The sequence below is a fragment of the Pseudoalteromonas sp. MelDa3 genome, from assembly GCF_002863625.1.
GTDB lineage: Bacteria > Pseudomonadota > Gammaproteobacteria > Enterobacterales > Alteromonadaceae > Pseudoalteromonas > Pseudoalteromonas arctica.
This window is the reverse complement of the sequence record NZ_PJBR01000009.1, coordinates 46,216-61,651: the sequence shown is the minus strand read 5'-3', so window position 1 is coordinate 61,651 and position 15,436 is coordinate 46,216. Positions and strand designations below refer to the sequence as shown.

Genomic DNA, 15,436 nt, shown 5'->3' with positions numbered 1-15,436 from the left:
ATCTCACTGATTATTAAGCTGTAATAAATCCCATTTTGTACCATACAAGTCTTCAAAAACCGCTACGGTGCCATAGGGTTCTACTCTAGGCTCTTCGTTAAATGTAACGCCTTTAAAAAGCATTAAATTATAATCTCGCCAAAAGTCATTGGTATGCAAAAATAAAAATACGCGACCACCCGTTTGATTACCAATAGCGCTAATCTGTTCAGGTGTTGTGGCTTTAGCAAGCAGTAGATTAGTCCTGCTTGAATTAGTCCCGTTTGAATTAGGAGGTGAAATTAACACCCAGCGTTTACCCTCTCCTAAATCAGTATCCTCCACTAACTCAAAGTTAAGCTTTTGAGTATAAAACTCAATGGCATCGTCGTAGTCCTTAACAACTAATGCAATGCTGCCGATATGCTGTTGAACGTTAGTCATGTTTAGCTCACTCCGTATTATTAAATAAATGTGCTTTTTATCATATTTAGTAAACGATTACGCAGGGTATATGCCCGCAGTATGTAATGTGAATTAACTTGCGAGTTCGTCTTCATCATCGGGTGGATCACCTGAGTCTTCTTTGCGTTTTCTTTGTTCTTGTTTTGCTTTTTGTACATTTTCGTATGTAGGCGGTGGGATAGGAATAATAGAAATAAGCGGAAAGAATGCTAAAAATAAATAAGCCCCCTTAGACATACTTTTACCCCACGTGACCATTTTGAGCATAGCCCAAACTACGAATGAAAATAACCCAGTCACAAGGGCAACAAAAACAAAGAAGATGAATATTCCGTTATTACTTAATAAATCCATTTAATATAAATCTTAGTTATACGTAACTTAGATTTGGGTATAAATTAAACAGTATCAATCTGCTTTATAATAAAAAGCAGAACCCAGCCGAGAGGCTGGGTCTACTTTAAATCGATTTTTTAGTACTAAGTGCATAAAGTGTTTATCTGTGTAATTCACCAGCACGTTCTGGTTGATAGGTTACTTCTTTTATTTTTACCTTTATTAAGCCGCCACTCGGTTTAGGCCACTCAATTTCGTCGCCTTGGTTTAGCCCAAGTAATGCGCTACCTACAGGTGATAATATCGATATTTTATCGCCGCTAGAGTCACTGTTCTTTGGGTACACCAAGGTTAACGTAAATTCTTCTTTAGAAGACTCAACAATAAAGTTTACAGTTGAGTTCATCGTTACAACTGACGATGGCATATCTTTAGGTTCGACTATTGTAGCTCGTGCCAGTTCAGCTTCCAATTCTTCTTTATTAGCAAAGCTACCTGCAGGCAATGATTCCATTAAGTCATACAATCTATCTGCATCGAGTGATGAGATGATTAGTTCAGGTTTTTTATTCATCTTAATATCCTTAATAATTTTTAATAAATAAAATTAACTCTGAGTATGGCTTGGCATGCATTTAAGAAGCAAAGGGATACGCGAAGTCATTTTATTAATTAGCCACACCTGTGGCTTTTACTTTATTTGTGCCCAATAGCTAAAAACCCAGCCGAAGCTGGGTTTTTATTTGAGCTAGGTGTTTAGGGGATGATTACATCATTCCGCCCATACCACCCATTCCGCCCATGCCACCCATATCAGCGCCACCAGCTTCATCTTTTGGGATTTCAGCTACCATTGCTTCAGTAGTGATCATTAGACCCGCAATAGACCCTGCAAACTGTAATGCAGAGCGTGTTACTTTAGTTGGATCTAGGATACCCATTTCAATCATGTCGTTGTATTCGCCAGTTGCTGCGTTGTAACCAAAGTTACCGTCGCCGCCTTTAACTGCGTTAATTACAACTGATGCTTCTTCGCCAGCGTTAGTTACGATTTGACGAAGTGGTGCTTCCATTGCACGAAGTGCAACTTTAATACCGTGGTTTTGATCTTCGTTGTCGCCAACTAAATCTACCAGCTTGCTAGCTGCACGTACAAGTGCAACGCCGCCGCCAGGTACTACGCCTTCTTCAACCGCTGCACGAGTTGCATTTAATGCATCTTCAACGCGGTCTTTTTTCTCTTTCATTTCCATTTCAGTAGCAGCACCTACTTTGATTACTGCAACACCGCCAGCTAGTTTAGCCATGCGCTCTTGTAGTTTCTCTTTATCGTAGTCTGATGTTGCTTCTTCGATTTGTGCTTTAATTTGTGAAACACGACCGCTAATACCCGCTTCTTCACCAGCACCATCAATGATTGTTGTATCATCTTTAGTGATAATTACGCGCTTAGCTGTACCTAGGTCTTCAACTGTTGCTTTTTCAAGCTCTAAGCCGATTTCTTCAGAAATAACAGTACCGCCAGTTAATACAGCGATATCTTGTAGCATTGCTTTACGACGGTCGCCAAAACCAGGTGCTTTAACTGCTGATACTTTAACAATACCGCGCATGTTATTAACTACTAATGTAGCTAGTGCTTCGCCTTCAAGGTCTTCTGCGATGATTAGTAGTGGTTTGCTTGCTTTAGCAACCGCTTCTAATGTTGGTAATAATTCGCGGATGTTAGATATTTTTTTATCTACAAGTAGAATAAATGGGTTATCTAGTTCAACAGTGCCTTTTTCTGGGCTGTTGATGAAGTAAGGAGATAAGTAACCACGGTCAAACTGCATGCCTTCAACAACATCTAGTTCGTTTTCAAGTGATTGACCTTCTTCTACAGTAATAACACCACTGTTACGGCCTACTTTTTCCATTGCTTGTGCAATGATGTCGCCAATCTCTTTATCAGAGTTAGCTGAAATAGTACCTACTTGTGCAATTGCTTTAGTATCAGAACAAGGAACAGATAACGCTTTAAGCTCTGCAACAGCAGCAATAACTGCTTTGTCGATGCCGCGCTTAAGATCCATTGGGTTCATACCCGCTGCAACAGCTTTAAGGCCTTCATTAACAATAGACTGTGCAAGTACTGTAGCGGTAGTTGTACCATCGCCGGCTGCATCATTTGCTTTAGATGCAACTTCTTTAACCATTTGTGCGCCCATGTTCTCAAACTTGTCTTCAAGTTCGATTTCTTTTGCTACAGATACACCATCTTTAGTGATAACTGGTGAGCCAAATGATTTATCTAGTACAACGTTACGGCCTTTAGGACCTAATGTAACTTTTACTGCGTTTGCCAGGATGTTTACGCCAGTTAGCATTTTAGCGCGTGCGTCACCTGCAAAAAGTACTTCTTTTGCTGCCATGTTTTAAATTCCTCTAAATTCTTAAATGTTTATAAACGAAAAGTAGGTTTAGCCTACAATGCCTAAAATATTATCTTCACGCATGATCAGGTACTCTTGACCTTCGATCTTTTCAACTTTTTCAACATATGAGCCAAATAACACAGTGTCACCGGCTTTAACTTCTAACGCTCTCACGTCACCGTTTTCTAAAACGCGACCATTACCTACGGCTACAACTTCTCCGCGAGTTGATTTTTCAGCTGCAGAGCCAGTTAATACAATACCGCCAGCAGATTTTGTTTCTTCTTCTAGACGTTTAACGATTACGCGATCTTGTAAAGGACGAATGTTCATGTTTTTTAGTTCTCCTAACAGTTTCTGAACAGTACAGAAAAAAGCTTTTCTAATTTGCATTCATTAATGGGGGTGGAGTGAAAAATTCCAAGAGAAAAAACGATAAATTTTTAATCTTTTCTCTCATATTCACCATCAATAGTAGTTGGTCGTTCCATTTGCCCTTGCTCTCGTTCAGCATGTTGCTGCCCAGCAAACGGCGATGGCCCTTGTTGCATGCCTGCGCTCATTCTAACAGTTGCTTGGCTAGCAAGGCCTGCAGCCAATTTGTTACGAATTGCAGGGGTTAATAATAGTAGCCCAAATACGTCAGTCATAATGCCAGGAGTAAGGAGTAATACACCTGCAATTACAACGCATATTCCGGTAAATAATTCTTTGGCTGGCATTTGCCCTTGCGCCATTTGCGCTTGTACGTTTTGCAGCGCACCCATACCTTGTGTTTTAACCATTTTGGCACCTAAAATCGCAGTAACAACAACAAGTGCAATTGTTGCAAATCCGCCAATCACGTCGCTTACTTGAATCAGCAAAGCGATTTCGATAATAGGGATGATAATAAACAACACAAATAAAAATCTAAACATAGCGCTCTCTAAATAATGACACTCAAAAGAGTTGATGAAATATAAATGAGGGTGACGAGGTCTCTTTTCAAGGTTAGGGCATAGGTATCGTCATTTTACTGATATTTTAGCGTCTACACATTGTACCCTCTATCAGATACTATGAAGCTAGACACTGTTCAATAAGTATAGGTTCATAATGACTACGCATTTTAAAATGATTTTTACGACCTGCAAAGACGAAGCAGAAGCACGCACACTTGCAAGGGCGTTGGTAGAAAAAAAACTAGCTGCTTGTGTAAATATTTTACCTAACATGGGCTCTATTTATATGTGGGAAGGCGAAGTTGCAGAAGCAACTGAGGCTAAGCTACTTATAAAAACGAAATCAGATAAAATGAACGATGTGTTTCTAACAATAAAAGAGTTACATAGCTACGAAGTGCCAGAGATTCAGGTTTTAGAAGTTTCTACGGGAAATTTGGCGTATTTTAATTGGATGGATGAGGTACTGAATTAATGCGTTTTTTCTTTTTATTGTTGGTTACATTATTAACCGTACCTGTAAAGGCTGCGACTAATAATGTGCTTGGTGATCTACTTGGGCCTCCTCAACACATTTTTTTACCTGTAGACCAAGCGTTTGTATTTGACTTTGATCAGCAAGGCAGCACCTTGTTTGTAGGTTGGGATATAGCGCCAGACTATTATTTATATAAAAAGAAAATAGAAATCATTGCCAAGGGCGCAAACATCCAAGTAGGTGACTCTGGTAGTGGCGAAATTATTGAAGATGAATTTTTTGGTAAAACAGAAGTCTTTTTTAATACCGCGAGCGTTGTTAGTAAGTTAAGTAATATCACTGAGGGAGCGGTTGTTAAAGTTCGCTATCAGGGCTGTGCAAAAGCAGGGCTTTGTTATCCACCAGAAGTGATTAGCATTCCACTTAGTGTAATTAGTGGCGCAAAAATTAAAAATGCAGATAAAAATAGCGCTACAGATGAAGTGGCAACAGCGCAAAGTACATTTGCAGCACTCAACGAGCCAACGACTGAACCTACAACAAATTCGGATGACACCGAAAAAGAACTGACTTTTACTGAGCAATTAGCCAGTCAGAGCTTAATAACTAATTTACTCATATTTTTTGCTGTTGGTGTAGGCCTTGCTTTTACGCCATGCGTATTCCCAATGTTTCCAATTTTGTCGAGCTTAATTGCGGGTCAGCAAAACCTTTCAACTAAAAAAGCGTTTGCGTTGTCGTTTGTATATATACAAGGCATGGCAGTTACCTATGCAGCACTAGGCTTAGTTGTTGCGGCGCTTGGTGGGCAAGTGCAGGGGTATTTACAGCATCCATTTGTGTTAATCAGCTTTAGTTTATTGTTTGTATTATTGGCTATGTCGATGTTTGGTTGGTACGAAATTAAACTGCCAAGCAGTATGATGAGCAAGCTAACCCAAGTAAGTAACAACCAAAAAGGCGGCAACTACGTTGGCGTATTTTTAATGGGTGTACTTTCAGGATTAATTGCCTCACCTTGTACAACGGCGCCACTGTCGGCGGCGCTCTTATTTGTGGCGCAAAGTGGTGATTACCTAGTAGGAGGTTTAACACTGTACGTGCTCAGTTTAGGTATGGGATTACCATTGTTATTACTCGGTACCTCTGGCGGTAAACTGCTGCCTAAAGCAGGTGGTTGGATGGAGCAAGTTAAAACCTTGTTTGGTTTTGTGATGCTCGTTGTGCCGCTTATATTACTTGAGCGACTAATCAGCGCCGACATTATATTATTAATGGCAGGTGTGCTTGCATTAGCAACAGCACTGTACTTACATCATTGGCAAAGTAGCCAAACACAAAGCAAGTTAAAAACTGCATTATGGTTTGCTGCAACTCTATTAGTTATTACAGGTTTTACGTTAACTAAAAACTACTTTTGGCCAGTTCAAGTACAAACAGTACAGGTAAGCTCACAAAATAATGAGTTTAAACAGGTTGCTGATTTAGCAGAACTAAAAGAGGCAGTTGCACAAGCAAACGACGAAGGCCGAATGGTTATGGTCGATTTATATGCCGACTGGTGTGTGGCGTGTAAAGAGTTTGAACATTACACCTTCCCTGATGCCAAAGTGCAAAGTGAGTTTAGCCACTATCAACTTATTCAAATTGATTTAACTGAGAGTGATAATAAAACAATTGAGCTAATGGAAGAGTACACGGTGTTTGGTTTACCTAGTATTTTGTTTTTTAATACTCAAGGACAAGAGCTTAGTACGCAGCGCGTAACGGGCTTTTTAAATGCTGAGGACTTTGCTAAACACCTAGCAGTTGTGCGCGCCAGCGCACAATAATAGTGCAATAGTGCCACTTGAATTGACTAAGTGGCACCTTCTTAATTCTTCTTATATTTGTACCCACGACACTGATAAGACCAGTATTTTGCTGCTATTTACGTCGAAATCACTATAATAGTTGGTTAACGTGAGAAATTGTTGCTACATTGCTTTTTCTGCTTACTTAAAAGTGAAAAACTAGTTAGTAACCGCTTAACTCATTACTTATAGGATATATCGCGTATTATGGCTGCAAAATTTAACCTTTTAGTTATAAATGGTCCAAATTTAAACATGCTTGGCAAACGTGAACCGGATAAATACGGTTTTCAGACGCTGAGTGAGATTATGGAGGAGCTAACCAGTGCTGCTAATAGTCTAGATGTTGAGTTAACGCATTTTCAAAGTAATAGTGAGCAAGCCCTCATCGAACGAATTCACGATGCTTGGCAAGCAGTTGATTACATAATTATCAACCCAGCTGCATTTACGCATACTAGCGTCGCATTACGTGATGCACTGTTGAGTGTTGATATTCCGTTTTTTGAGGTGCACTTAAGTAATGTGCACGCACGTGAAGCCTTTCGTCATCATTCGTATTTTTCTGATGTGGCACAAGGCGTAATATGTGGATTAGGCGCAATGGGTTATCACGCAGCATTAAATGGCGCTGTGAGCCGGTTGCAAAACGCAATTTAATTTAAATTAACACACAAACAACTAACAGGCGGGTCGTGTAATGGATATTCGCAAGATAAAAAAGCTTATCGAATTAGTAGAAGAATCAGGTATTGCTGAGCTAGAAATCACTGAAGGTGAAGAATCAGTACGTATTAACCGTAACAACATGAGTGCAGGCCCAGGTTACCCGCAATTTGCTCCACAGCAATATGCACCAGCACCAGCGCCAGCAGCACCCGTAGCAGCGGCTCCTGTAGCCGTTGAAGCAGCAGCACCAGCTGAGCCTACCGGTCATCAAGTTTTATCACCAATGGTTGGTTCTTTTTACTCAGCAGCTTCTCCAGAGGCGCCTGCATACGTAGAAGTGGGTCAGCAAGTTAAAGTTGGCGACACACTTTGTATTATCGAAGCGATGAAAATGATGAACCAAATTGAATCAGATAAAGCCGGTACAGTAAGAGCTATTTTAGCTGAAAATGGCGAGCCAATAGAATTTGATCAACCTCTATTCATCATTGAATAATAGCGTAACCTAAAAGGCCAACTCTAATGTTAGATAAAGTAGTCATTGCAAACCGAGGTGAAATTGCACTTCGTATATTGCGCGCCTGCAAAGAGCTTGGGATCAAAACGGTTGCTGTGCATTCAACGGCAGATCGCGATCTTAAGCATGTATTGCTTGCAGATGAAACCATCTGTATTGGTAGACCATCAGCAACTGAAAGTTATTTAGATATTCCGCGCATTATTGCTGCGGCTGAAATAACTGACGCTGTAGCGATTCATCCTGGTTACGGTTTCCTTGCAGAAAATGCTGATTTTGCCGACCAAGTTGAGCAAAGTGGTTTTGTATTTATCGGTCCTCGTGGCGACACTATTCGCCTTATGGGTGATAAAGTGTCTGCTATCGCAGCAATGCGTAAAGCAGGCGTTCCATGTGTTCCTGGCTCTGACGGTCCAGTATCAGATGATAAAGAACGCAACATGCAAATCGCTAAGCGTATCGGTTACCCGGTAATCATCAAAGCTGCTGGTGGCGGTGGTGGTCGTGGTATGCGCGTTGTTCGCAGCGAAGCTGAACTTATTGATTCAATTGCATTAACACAGCAAGAAGCTAAGCAGTTCTTTGGTAATAGTATGGTTTACATGGAAAAATTCCTTGAAAACCCACGCCACATCGAAGTTCAAGTATTAGCAGACGGCCAAGGTAATGCAGTACATTTAGGTGAACGTGATTGTTCTATGCAACGTCGTCACCAAAAAGTAGTTGAAGAAGCACCAGCGCCAGGTATTACTGCTGAAACGCGTAAATTCATTGGCGAGCGTTGTACACGTGCATGTATCGAAATTGGATACCGCGGTGCAGGTACGTTTGAGTTTTTATACGAAAACGGCGAGTTTTACTTCATCGAAATGAATACACGTATTCAGGTTGAACACCCTGTAACTGAAATGGTTACTGGTATCGATTTAGTGAAAGAGCAGTTAAAAATTGCAGCGGGTCAACCGTTATCATTCACTCAAGACGACGTTGTTATTCGTGGTCATGCTATTGAGTGTCGTATTAATGCTGAAGATCCTGAAACGTTTATCCCGTCACCGGGTAAAATTACACGTTTCCATCCAGCAGGTGGTTTAGGTATTCGTTGGGACAGCCATATTTACGCTGACTACACGGTTCCACCACATTACGATTCAATGATTGGTAAGTTAATTACTTACGGTGAAAACCGTGATGTAGCTATTGCCCGTGCGCGCAATGCACTTAACGAGCTAGTAATTGACGGAATTAAAACTAATACTCCTTTGCATAAGAGAATTCTTGCAGATGAAAACTTCCAAAATGGTGGTACTAACATCCATTACCTTGAGAAGAAATTAGGATTGTAATTCTAGCCTGTAAAAGGCGTTTTATCTCAGTTAATAACCAGAGTTATTAATCTGATTTAAATAACTAAAAATCCGATATCAGGAGACTGATCTCGGATTTTTTAATGCCTGTAATTTATACCGATTCGCTTAATTAAATGAGCTATTTTGAGGGCGGAAAAACGTGTTGGTAGCTAGGCAAAAAATTCGCTATTTAGTTGTTCTCGGCAATTGCTCCTGCATTGCTCTACCTTCTGCATCCATGCAGTCGTAAATGAGAATTTTTTAACGCAGGTAGCGACACGTTTAGCCCCGCAAAATGATTAAGTATTATTGCGGATTGGTATTAAGCCTTATAGGCAATAAAAAAGTCCATAAAATATACTGCAAAGAGTAAATTCGATGGACTCAATATTTATACAATATGTTGAACTAACATTAAACTAATTTAGATTCAATTAACTGCAGTGCTTCTTCTAAAATTGTTTCTACTGCTTTTTTAGCGCGTTCAGGATCGCGTGACTTTATGGTTTCTAAAATATCAGCGTGCTTAGCAACGTCTGCGCCCGGTACACCTTTAATGTGGTTTGTATAGCGAATACTTACTCTAAGGGCTGTACTAATAAACTCAGTTAACTGCACAAAAAAGCGATTGTTACTGGCAACTAATATGCTGGTATGAAAAGCAATGTCGGCTTCTAGTGGATCGTCCAAGCCTTCGTCTGCTTCAGCCATACGGGCTAAGGCGTTATCAATTTCAGCGAGTTGTTCAGCAGTTGCATTTAGTGCTGCAAGAGCGGCCGCTTGTGGCTCAAGGGCAACGCGTACTTGAGTAAACTCTTTTAATAATGACAGTGATGGCTTGCTGCTTAAAATCCAACGTAGTACGTCGGTATCAAACATGTTCCAGCTACTTTCAGGTAATACACGAATACCTTGCTTAGGACGAGAAGAAATTAATCCTTTAGCAGAGAGCATTTTTACCGCTTCGCGGGTAGCGCTGCGACTTACATCATACTTTATACATAAATCGGCTTCAGAAGGCAGGCCTTCGCTTACAGGGTAAACACCACGCACAATAGCAAAACCCAAATCGTGGGTTAATTGTTGTGTTAAATTTTGACGGGGTTGGCTTTTCATTGCGCAGGATTCCGAGTTGATATATTGCTTTATTATATATCATATATCATATTAATGTACTCAAGGATATGATATAAACTTTTAATTAGCTAAATATTTTAACACAGCAATAACAACTTAGTTTGGCTCTTTATACTGTAAATGTAAGTTTATAAAGGGTTTAATTAAAATTGAAAATGCGCTGTATGGAGAGTTGAATTTGAACACCCTAGCTCAATATCATAGTCTTTCTGGTAAAGTTATTTTTATTACAGGCGGTGCATCAGGCATTGGTAGAGCAATGGTTAAATCCTTTGTAAACCAAAATGCAAAAGTAGCATTTATAGATATTGATGATAAGGCAGCGCAATCGCTTATTCGTGATTTACCCAATGCAAAACTATGGTATAGGCAAGTTGATGTAACTGACTCTCATGCACTTCAGCAATCACTTGTGGATGCATGCGCCGCTTTCGGTGCCATTAATGTATTAGTTAATAATGTAGCGAACGACCGCCGCCAAGCGAGCGAAGACGTTACAGTGCAAGACTGGGATCAGTGCTTACAAATAAACTTAAACCCTGCATTTTTTGCCTCTCAAGTTGCTATGTCTTTTATGAAAGGCGATGGAGCCGGCAGTATCATTAATTTTAGCTCTATTAACGCGATTATGGGCCAGCCACAAATGGCAGGCTATGTAACCGCAAAAGCAGGGCTAATTGGTATGACTAAGGCATTGGCTCGCGATTACGGCGAGTTTGGTATTCGCGTTAACGCTATTTTGCCAGGGTGGGTGGCCACCGACCGTCAACTAGCAAGTTGGTTTACCGAAGAAGAGCAAGTTAAGTGGATGGAAGCCATGGCGCTTAAAAAATTAGTTACCCCTGAAGATGTTGCTAATTTGGCACTCTTTTTAGCCGCCGATGAAAGCAGTATGATCACTGGGCAGAGTATTAAAATTGACGGTGGGAGGCTTTAAAGCTTGGCTAATTCATCTCTTTTTATTGCTGTTGACTGGGGCACGAGCCATTTACGTGCTTATTTGTGCGAAGTACAAGCGCAATCAACACTTAAATTATTAGCACAACGTGATGGCCCTGGCGTTGTTAAGGCGAATCAAAATTTTGAGCAAACCCTAATCGACACCATTGCAGTGTGGAAGCAAGAATATGGCAGTTTACCTATATATATTGCAGGGCAAATTACCTCAAGCATCGGCTGGCACGAAACGCCATATTTAGAATGCCCAATTAATCCTGAAGGGCTACTTAATGCTGCGGTTAGCTTTGATTGCGATGGACATATTATTAAAGCGTTACCTGGCACAAAGTGTACGCTGCAAAATAGCTTATTTGATGTAATGCGCGGCGAAGAGCTGCAAATTTTAGGGTTTTTAAAGCAAAATCCAGAGTATCAACAAGGTAAAATATTATTATGTTTACCTGGTACACATACTAAATGGGTGCTTATAAACAACGGCGAAATCATTTGCTTTAAAACAGCCATGACCGGCGAGTTATATGATTTGTTATGTCATCAAAGTGTTTTAATTCCTAACGACTGTGCAGAAGGTGAGTTTGACTTTAAAGCATTTGAGCAAGGCTGTGAGCTAACTTTAGGTAGTGATAGCGGTAACTTGGCACATGGTATTTTTAGTGTGCGTACACGCCAGCTTTCAAAGGAGTTAACGCCAGTACAAGCCAAAGCCTATTTGTCGGGTGTATTAATTGGCAGCGATGTACGAGCAGCTCGCCACGCTAGCGAATGGCAATTATTAAGTGATACACAAGTTGTGGTGATTGGCACAAAGCAGCTGAATAAGTGTTTTACTACGGCGCTTAATCAAATAGGTGTGAAGTGTGTTGAGTTTGATATTAAAACAGCGACGCTTAGCGGTTTTAATTATTTATTTAATTTAGAGTCAAAAAAATAAACCCCTCTATAAAAATTAAATTATAAAGGGGTTAACAGGAAGCTATTATAACTTAATAGTTAAGCGCTTTTAGCTGCTTGGTTATGCTCAATGTAATCATTGAGCGCAGCAACTTGTGCCTCATTAAAACGTAGTCCTAATTTGCTGCGGCGCCATAAAATATTGTATGCGTTTTCTGCCCACTCTTCATTTAGCAAGTAATCTACTTCTGCTGCAAATAAACCATGGCCAAAATCTTGGCCTAAATCACTCAACCCAGTTGCACTACCTAATATATTTTTAGCACGAGTACCATAAGTGCGTACAAAGCGTTTAAGTGTTATTTCAGGTAGCCATTCATATTTTGCTTTTAGCTCTGATTTAAGTGCTTCTACAGAGCTAAAATCACCACCAGGGAGCGAGCTATGCTTGGTCCACGCTTTGCTCATTTGTGGGTAAAAGTCTTCAAGCTTATTAACCGCAGCTTCGGCAAGTTTGCGATAAGTTGTAATTTTTCCACCAAACACACTCAATAGAGGTGCTTGCTTAGCATCACTCGAAAGCTCTAATTTATAATCGCGAGTAACGGCTTGTGCATTAACTGATTCGTCATCAAGTAATGGGCGTACGCCTGAAAAGGTATGTACTATGTCTTCGCGTTTAATCGGTTGTTTAAAGTAGGTATTAGTAATATCAATTAAGTAATCAATTTCTTCATCACTAATTTTAACGTCTTGTGCTTCACCTTTGTGTTCTACATCGGTTGTGCCAATAAGTGAGAAGTCATCTTCAAACGGAATAACAAACACAATACGCTGATCTTTGTTTTGTAAAATATAAGCGTGTGGTTCATCGTGAATGCGCGGGACTACTATGTGGCTGCCTTTTACAAGGCGAATATTTTGTGGCGATTTTTCTTTAAGTGCTTCATCAAATAATTTAGCAACCCAAGGACCCGCCGCATTTACAATGCCTTTAGCTGAAATAGCATAGCGAGATTGAGTACCTTGTTGCTCAAGCGTTACTTGCCATTTACCTTGCTCACGATGCGCTTTTACACACTTAGTTTTTGTAGCAATTACAGCGCCTTTTTGTTGCGCAGCTAATGCATTTAAAATGACTAAACGAGAGTCATCAACCCATCCGTCTGCATACTCAAAACCCTTAGTAATAGAGGGTTCTAGTACGCTATGTTCGCCAAATTTAATGCTTTTTGAACTAGGCAAAGTAACGCGCTTAGCTAAGTTGTCGTACATAAACAAGCCAATACGAATCATCCAAGCTGGGCGTAAATGCTTTTGATGTGGCAATCTAAATGTCAGCGGCCACATAATGTGAGGGGCATTTTTTAAAAGCACTTCACGCTCAGCTAGTGCCTCTTTTACTAATCTAAATTCGTAATGCTCGAGGTATCGCAAACCGCCGTGTATAAGCTTAGAGCTGTTTGAAGAGGTTGCACAAGCTAAGTCAGACTGTTCGCACAAAAGTACTTTAAGTCCTCTACCTGCAGCATCTGCTGCTATGCCTGTGCCATTTACACCGCCACCGATGACTAGTAAGTCATATTCGTTATCTGCTAATTCCACCGAGCACCCTTTTTATTTGTAATATAAATAATACATATAGCATCATAAAGCTGCTGTTTTCATTTGACAATAGAAAACCCAGTTTTTTATTCGTTAAATTTTTGCGCTGATCTATTTGTAATTTAGGGCAGTAAAACACGTATTTTTTTAACCGACTATTTAGCGAGGTTAAAAAGGTAAAGTGACTAAAGCAATTGCCTAGCCACGTCTTAATTACTGCGGGCAATTTTTATTCGTTAAGCATACTTGAGCTACGCAGTGCTGCCATTTTGCGTATAGATCGTTACGCTCGTCGGCACTCATGGTTGGCTCAAAACGACGGTCGCATGTCCACATTTTTGATAACTGCTCAGTCGACTCGTACACACCTGTTTGTAAGCCAGCTAAATATGCTACGCCTAAAGAGGTCGTTTCGGTCACAGTTGGGCGCTCTACCGTTGCACCTAAAATGTTTGATAAAAAGGTCATTACCCAATTGTTTTTTACCATACCGCCATCTACACGAAGCACACTTGGGCGAAGACCATCACGCTCCATCGCTTTTTGTAAATCTTTGGTTTGGTAACCAACTGATTGCAGCGCTGCGGCAACTATGGTGCTAATCCCAGAATCGCGTGTTAGGCCTAAAATAGCGCCACGTGCATTAGGGTCCCAATAAGGCGCGCCTAAACCTGTAAACGAAGGCACTAAAAATACACCATGATCGAGCGGTACATCTTTAACCATCGACTCACTTTCGCCTGCATGACTAAGTAGCTTTAAGCCTTCAACAATCCACTGCATAGTTGCGCCAGCCATAAAAATACTGCCCTCAATGGCGTAAGTTGGCTTGCCGTTTAATCTATAAGCAACAGTGGTCAATAAGCGGTTTTCTGAGGTCAGTGCTTTTTCGCCGGTGTTAAGCATTAAAAAGCAGCCCGTACCATACGTACTTTTTGCCATGCCTTGCTCAAAACATGCATGGCCAACAAGTGCTGCTTGTTGATCGCCTGCTATACCACATACGCGAATTGGTGCGCCAAAAATGTCAGCGCTCGTAGAGCCAAACTCATCAGCTGAGTCCATCACTTCTGGCAGCATCGACTCTGGAATATCGAATAATTCTAGAAGTTCTTGATCCCATTGCTGGGTGTGAATATTAAATAACATAGTGCGCGATGCATTGGTTGCATCGGTACGATGTTCTTTTCCGTCAGTTAGCTGCCAAAGTAGGTAGGTATCAACTGTACCAAACGCAAGTTCGCCAGCAAGCGCTTGTTCGCGTGCGCCCTCGACATTATCTAAAATCCAACGAATTTTAGTGGCCGAAAAATAAGGATCGAGCAATAAGCCTGTTTTTTCGCTTATCGTTTGGCAAAGCTCATCAGTTGTTAGGCTTTCGCAATAGTCACTCGTGCGGCGGTCTTGCCAAACAATCGCGTTATAAATAGTTTTGCCTGTTTTTTTGTTCCACACTAAAGTGGTTTCGCGCTGGTTGGTGATACCAATAGCAATAATTTCTTCAGGCTTTACATCATTTTCAACGAGTACTTCGCGGCTGGTGCTAAGTACTGTTTGCCAAATATCGTTAGGATCGTGTTCAACCCAGCCATTTTGTGGAAAATGCTGCGGGAATTCTTGTTGTGCTGTACCAAAAACGTCTGCATCTTTTGTAAACAAGATGGCCCGAGAGCTTGTGGTTCCTTGATCAATTGAGAGTATGTATTTGGACATAGTTATTAATATTATTTATCTTATATATAGCTAGATTGCCTTTAACTGAGGCTAATGGCAATGATTTTTTCTTAAAATTCCTGATTAAAAAGTAAGCGTGTTTTTTTAACAGGTAACTCTTTA

The 15,436-nt window shown here is 40.6% G+C and carries 16 protein-coding genes; 7 read left to right on the top strand and 9 right to left on the bottom strand.

What is annotated here, in order from left to right; genetic code table 11:
- Positions 1–3 precede the first annotated feature (3 nt).
- The 6 genes from CXF89_RS03505 to CXF89_RS03480 form a co-directional block, all read right to left on the bottom strand.
- Complete coding sequence (locus tag CXF89_RS03505; RefSeq protein WP_121953808.1) at positions 4–423, bottom strand: VOC family protein; 420 nt, start codon at positions 421–423, stop codon at positions 4–6.
- 93 nt (positions 424–516) lie between these two features.
- A complete protein-coding gene (locus CXF89_RS03500) occupies positions 517–798 on the bottom strand; it encodes a hypothetical protein (protein WP_180961377.1) in 282 nt (93 codons plus the stop codon).
- Between the two features lie 142 nt (positions 799–940).
- Positions 941–1,354: a nucleoside diphosphate kinase regulator gene (gene rnk, locus CXF89_RS03495; RefSeq protein ID WP_010555031.1), complete on the bottom strand. Its 414-nt coding sequence runs from the start codon at positions 1,352–1,354 to the stop codon at positions 941–943.
- Positions 1,355–1,547: 193 nt separating this feature from the next.
- Positions 1,548–3,194, bottom strand: coding sequence for a chaperonin GroEL (gene groL / locus CXF89_RS03490; RefSeq protein ID WP_007580030.1), 1,647 nt, complete (start codon positions 3,192–3,194; stop codon positions 1,548–1,550).
- 48 nt (positions 3,195–3,242) lie between these two features.
- Positions 3,243–3,530, bottom strand: coding sequence for a co-chaperone GroES (locus tag CXF89_RS03485; protein WP_007580032.1), 288 nt, complete (start codon positions 3,528–3,530; stop codon positions 3,243–3,245).
- Positions 3,531–3,640: 110 nt separating this feature from the next.
- Entirely contained in the window at positions 3,641–4,117 is a 477-nt protein-coding gene (locus tag CXF89_RS03480; RefSeq protein ID WP_121953807.1) for an FxsA family protein, read from the bottom strand.
- 178 nt (positions 4,118–4,295) lie between these two features.
- On the opposite strand from CXF89_RS03480, the gene cutA reads away from it, so the two are divergent.
- The 5 genes from cutA (at position 4,296) to accC (ending at position 9,004) form a co-directional block, all read left to right on the top strand.
- Complete coding sequence (gene cutA, locus CXF89_RS03475; protein WP_007580036.1) at positions 4,296–4,616, top strand: divalent-cation tolerance protein CutA; 321 nt, start codon at positions 4,296–4,298, stop codon at positions 4,614–4,616.
- Complete coding sequence (locus tag CXF89_RS03470) at positions 4,616–6,451, top strand: protein-disulfide reductase DsbD (protein ID WP_121953806.1); 1,836 nt, start codon at positions 4,616–4,618, stop codon at positions 6,449–6,451. Before cutA ends, CXF89_RS03470 begins: the two co-directional genes overlap by 1 nt.
- A 228-nt stretch (positions 6,452–6,679) precedes the next feature.
- The gene (gene aroQ, locus CXF89_RS03465) at positions 6,680–7,132 is read left to right on the top strand and encodes a type II 3-dehydroquinate dehydratase (RefSeq protein WP_121953805.1); all 453 of its coding nucleotides are present in this window, start codon (positions 6,680–6,682) and stop codon (positions 7,130–7,132) included.
- 40 nt (positions 7,133–7,172) lie between these two features.
- A complete protein-coding gene (accB, locus tag CXF89_RS03460; protein WP_008165416.1) occupies positions 7,173–7,637 on the top strand; it encodes an acetyl-CoA carboxylase biotin carboxyl carrier protein in 465 nt (154 codons plus the stop codon).
- A 26-nt stretch (positions 7,638–7,663) separates the two neighbouring features.
- A complete protein-coding gene (gene accC / locus CXF89_RS03455) occupies positions 7,664–9,004 on the top strand; it encodes an acetyl-CoA carboxylase biotin carboxylase subunit (protein WP_007375934.1) in 1,341 nt (446 codons plus the stop codon).
- A 417-nt stretch (positions 9,005–9,421) separates the two neighbouring features.
- Here accC and CXF89_RS03450 read toward each other — a convergent pair whose 3' ends face one another.
- Positions 9,422–10,123: a FadR/GntR family transcriptional regulator gene (locus CXF89_RS03450; RefSeq protein ID WP_007580047.1), complete on the bottom strand. Its 702-nt coding sequence runs from the start codon at positions 10,121–10,123 to the stop codon at positions 9,422–9,424.
- A gap of 199 nt (positions 10,124–10,322) precedes the next feature.
- Here CXF89_RS03450 and CXF89_RS03445 point away from each other — a divergent pair, with 199 nt between their 5' ends.
- Together CXF89_RS03445 and CXF89_RS03440 are read left to right on the top strand one after the other, a co-directional pair.
- Entirely contained in the window at positions 10,323–11,081 is a 759-nt protein-coding gene (locus tag CXF89_RS03445; RefSeq protein ID WP_002958845.1) for an SDR family NAD(P)-dependent oxidoreductase, read from the top strand.
- Between the two features lie 3 nt (positions 11,082–11,084).
- Positions 11,085–12,035 carry a 2-dehydro-3-deoxygalactonokinase gene (locus CXF89_RS03440; protein ID WP_007580050.1) on the top strand — a complete coding sequence of 317 codons (951 nt, stop codon included), beginning with the start codon at positions 11,085–11,087 and terminating at the stop codon, positions 12,033–12,035.
- Between the two features lie 59 nt (positions 12,036–12,094).
- Here the strand turns inward: CXF89_RS03440 and glpD are convergent, their stop codons facing one another.
- Together glpD and glpK are read right to left on the bottom strand one after the other, a co-directional pair.
- Complete coding sequence (gene glpD / locus CXF89_RS03435) at positions 12,095–13,600, bottom strand: glycerol-3-phosphate dehydrogenase (protein ID WP_121953804.1); 1,506 nt, start codon at positions 13,598–13,600, stop codon at positions 12,095–12,097.
- 213 nt (positions 13,601–13,813) lie between these two features.
- Positions 13,814–15,313: a glycerol kinase GlpK gene (gene glpK, locus CXF89_RS03430; protein WP_121953803.1), complete on the bottom strand. Its 1,500-nt coding sequence runs from the start codon at positions 15,311–15,313 to the stop codon at positions 13,814–13,816.
- Between the last annotated feature and the right edge of the window lie 123 nt (positions 15,314–15,436).

What these genes read in the sequence shown, in the direction of transcription:
- CXF89_RS03505 (WP_121953808.1), bottom strand. Translation starts at nt 423, where the DNA reads ATGACTAACGTTCAACAGCATATCGGCAGCATTGCATTAGTTGTTAAG.
- CXF89_RS03500 (WP_180961377.1), bottom strand. Translation starts at nt 798, where the DNA reads ATGGATTTATTAAGTAATAACGGAATATTCATCTTCTTTGTTTTTGTT.
- rnk (WP_010555031.1), bottom strand. Translation starts at nt 1,354, where the DNA reads ATGAATAAAAAACCTGAACTAATCATCTCATCACTCGATGCAGATAGA.
- groL (WP_007580030.1), bottom strand. Translation starts at nt 3,194, where the DNA reads ATGGCAGCAAAAGAAGTACTTTTTGCAGGTGACGCACGCGCTAAAATG.
- CXF89_RS03485 (WP_007580032.1), bottom strand. Translation starts at nt 3,530, where the DNA reads ATGAACATTCGTCCTTTACAAGATCGCGTAATCGTTAAACGTCTAGAA.
- CXF89_RS03480 (WP_121953807.1), bottom strand. Translation starts at nt 4,117, where the DNA reads ATGTTTAGATTTTTATTTGTGTTGTTTATTATCATCCCTATTATCGAA.
- cutA (WP_007580036.1), top strand. Translation starts at nt 4,296, where the DNA reads ATGACTACGCATTTTAAAATGATTTTTACGACCTGCAAAGACGAAGCA.
- CXF89_RS03470 (WP_121953806.1), top strand. Translation starts at nt 4,616, where the DNA reads ATGCGTTTTTTCTTTTTATTGTTGGTTACATTATTAACCGTACCTGTA.
- aroQ (WP_121953805.1), top strand. Translation starts at nt 6,680, where the DNA reads ATGGCTGCAAAATTTAACCTTTTAGTTATAAATGGTCCAAATTTAAAC.
- accB (WP_008165416.1), top strand. Translation starts at nt 7,173, where the DNA reads ATGGATATTCGCAAGATAAAAAAGCTTATCGAATTAGTAGAAGAATCA.
- accC (WP_007375934.1), top strand. Translation starts at nt 7,664, where the DNA reads ATGTTAGATAAAGTAGTCATTGCAAACCGAGGTGAAATTGCACTTCGT.
- CXF89_RS03450 (WP_007580047.1), bottom strand. Translation starts at nt 10,123, where the DNA reads ATGAAAAGCCAACCCCGTCAAAATTTAACACAACAATTAACCCACGAT.
- glpK (WP_121953803.1), bottom strand. Translation starts at nt 15,313, where the DNA reads ATGTCCAAATACATACTCTCAATTGATCAAGGAACCACAAGCTCTCGG.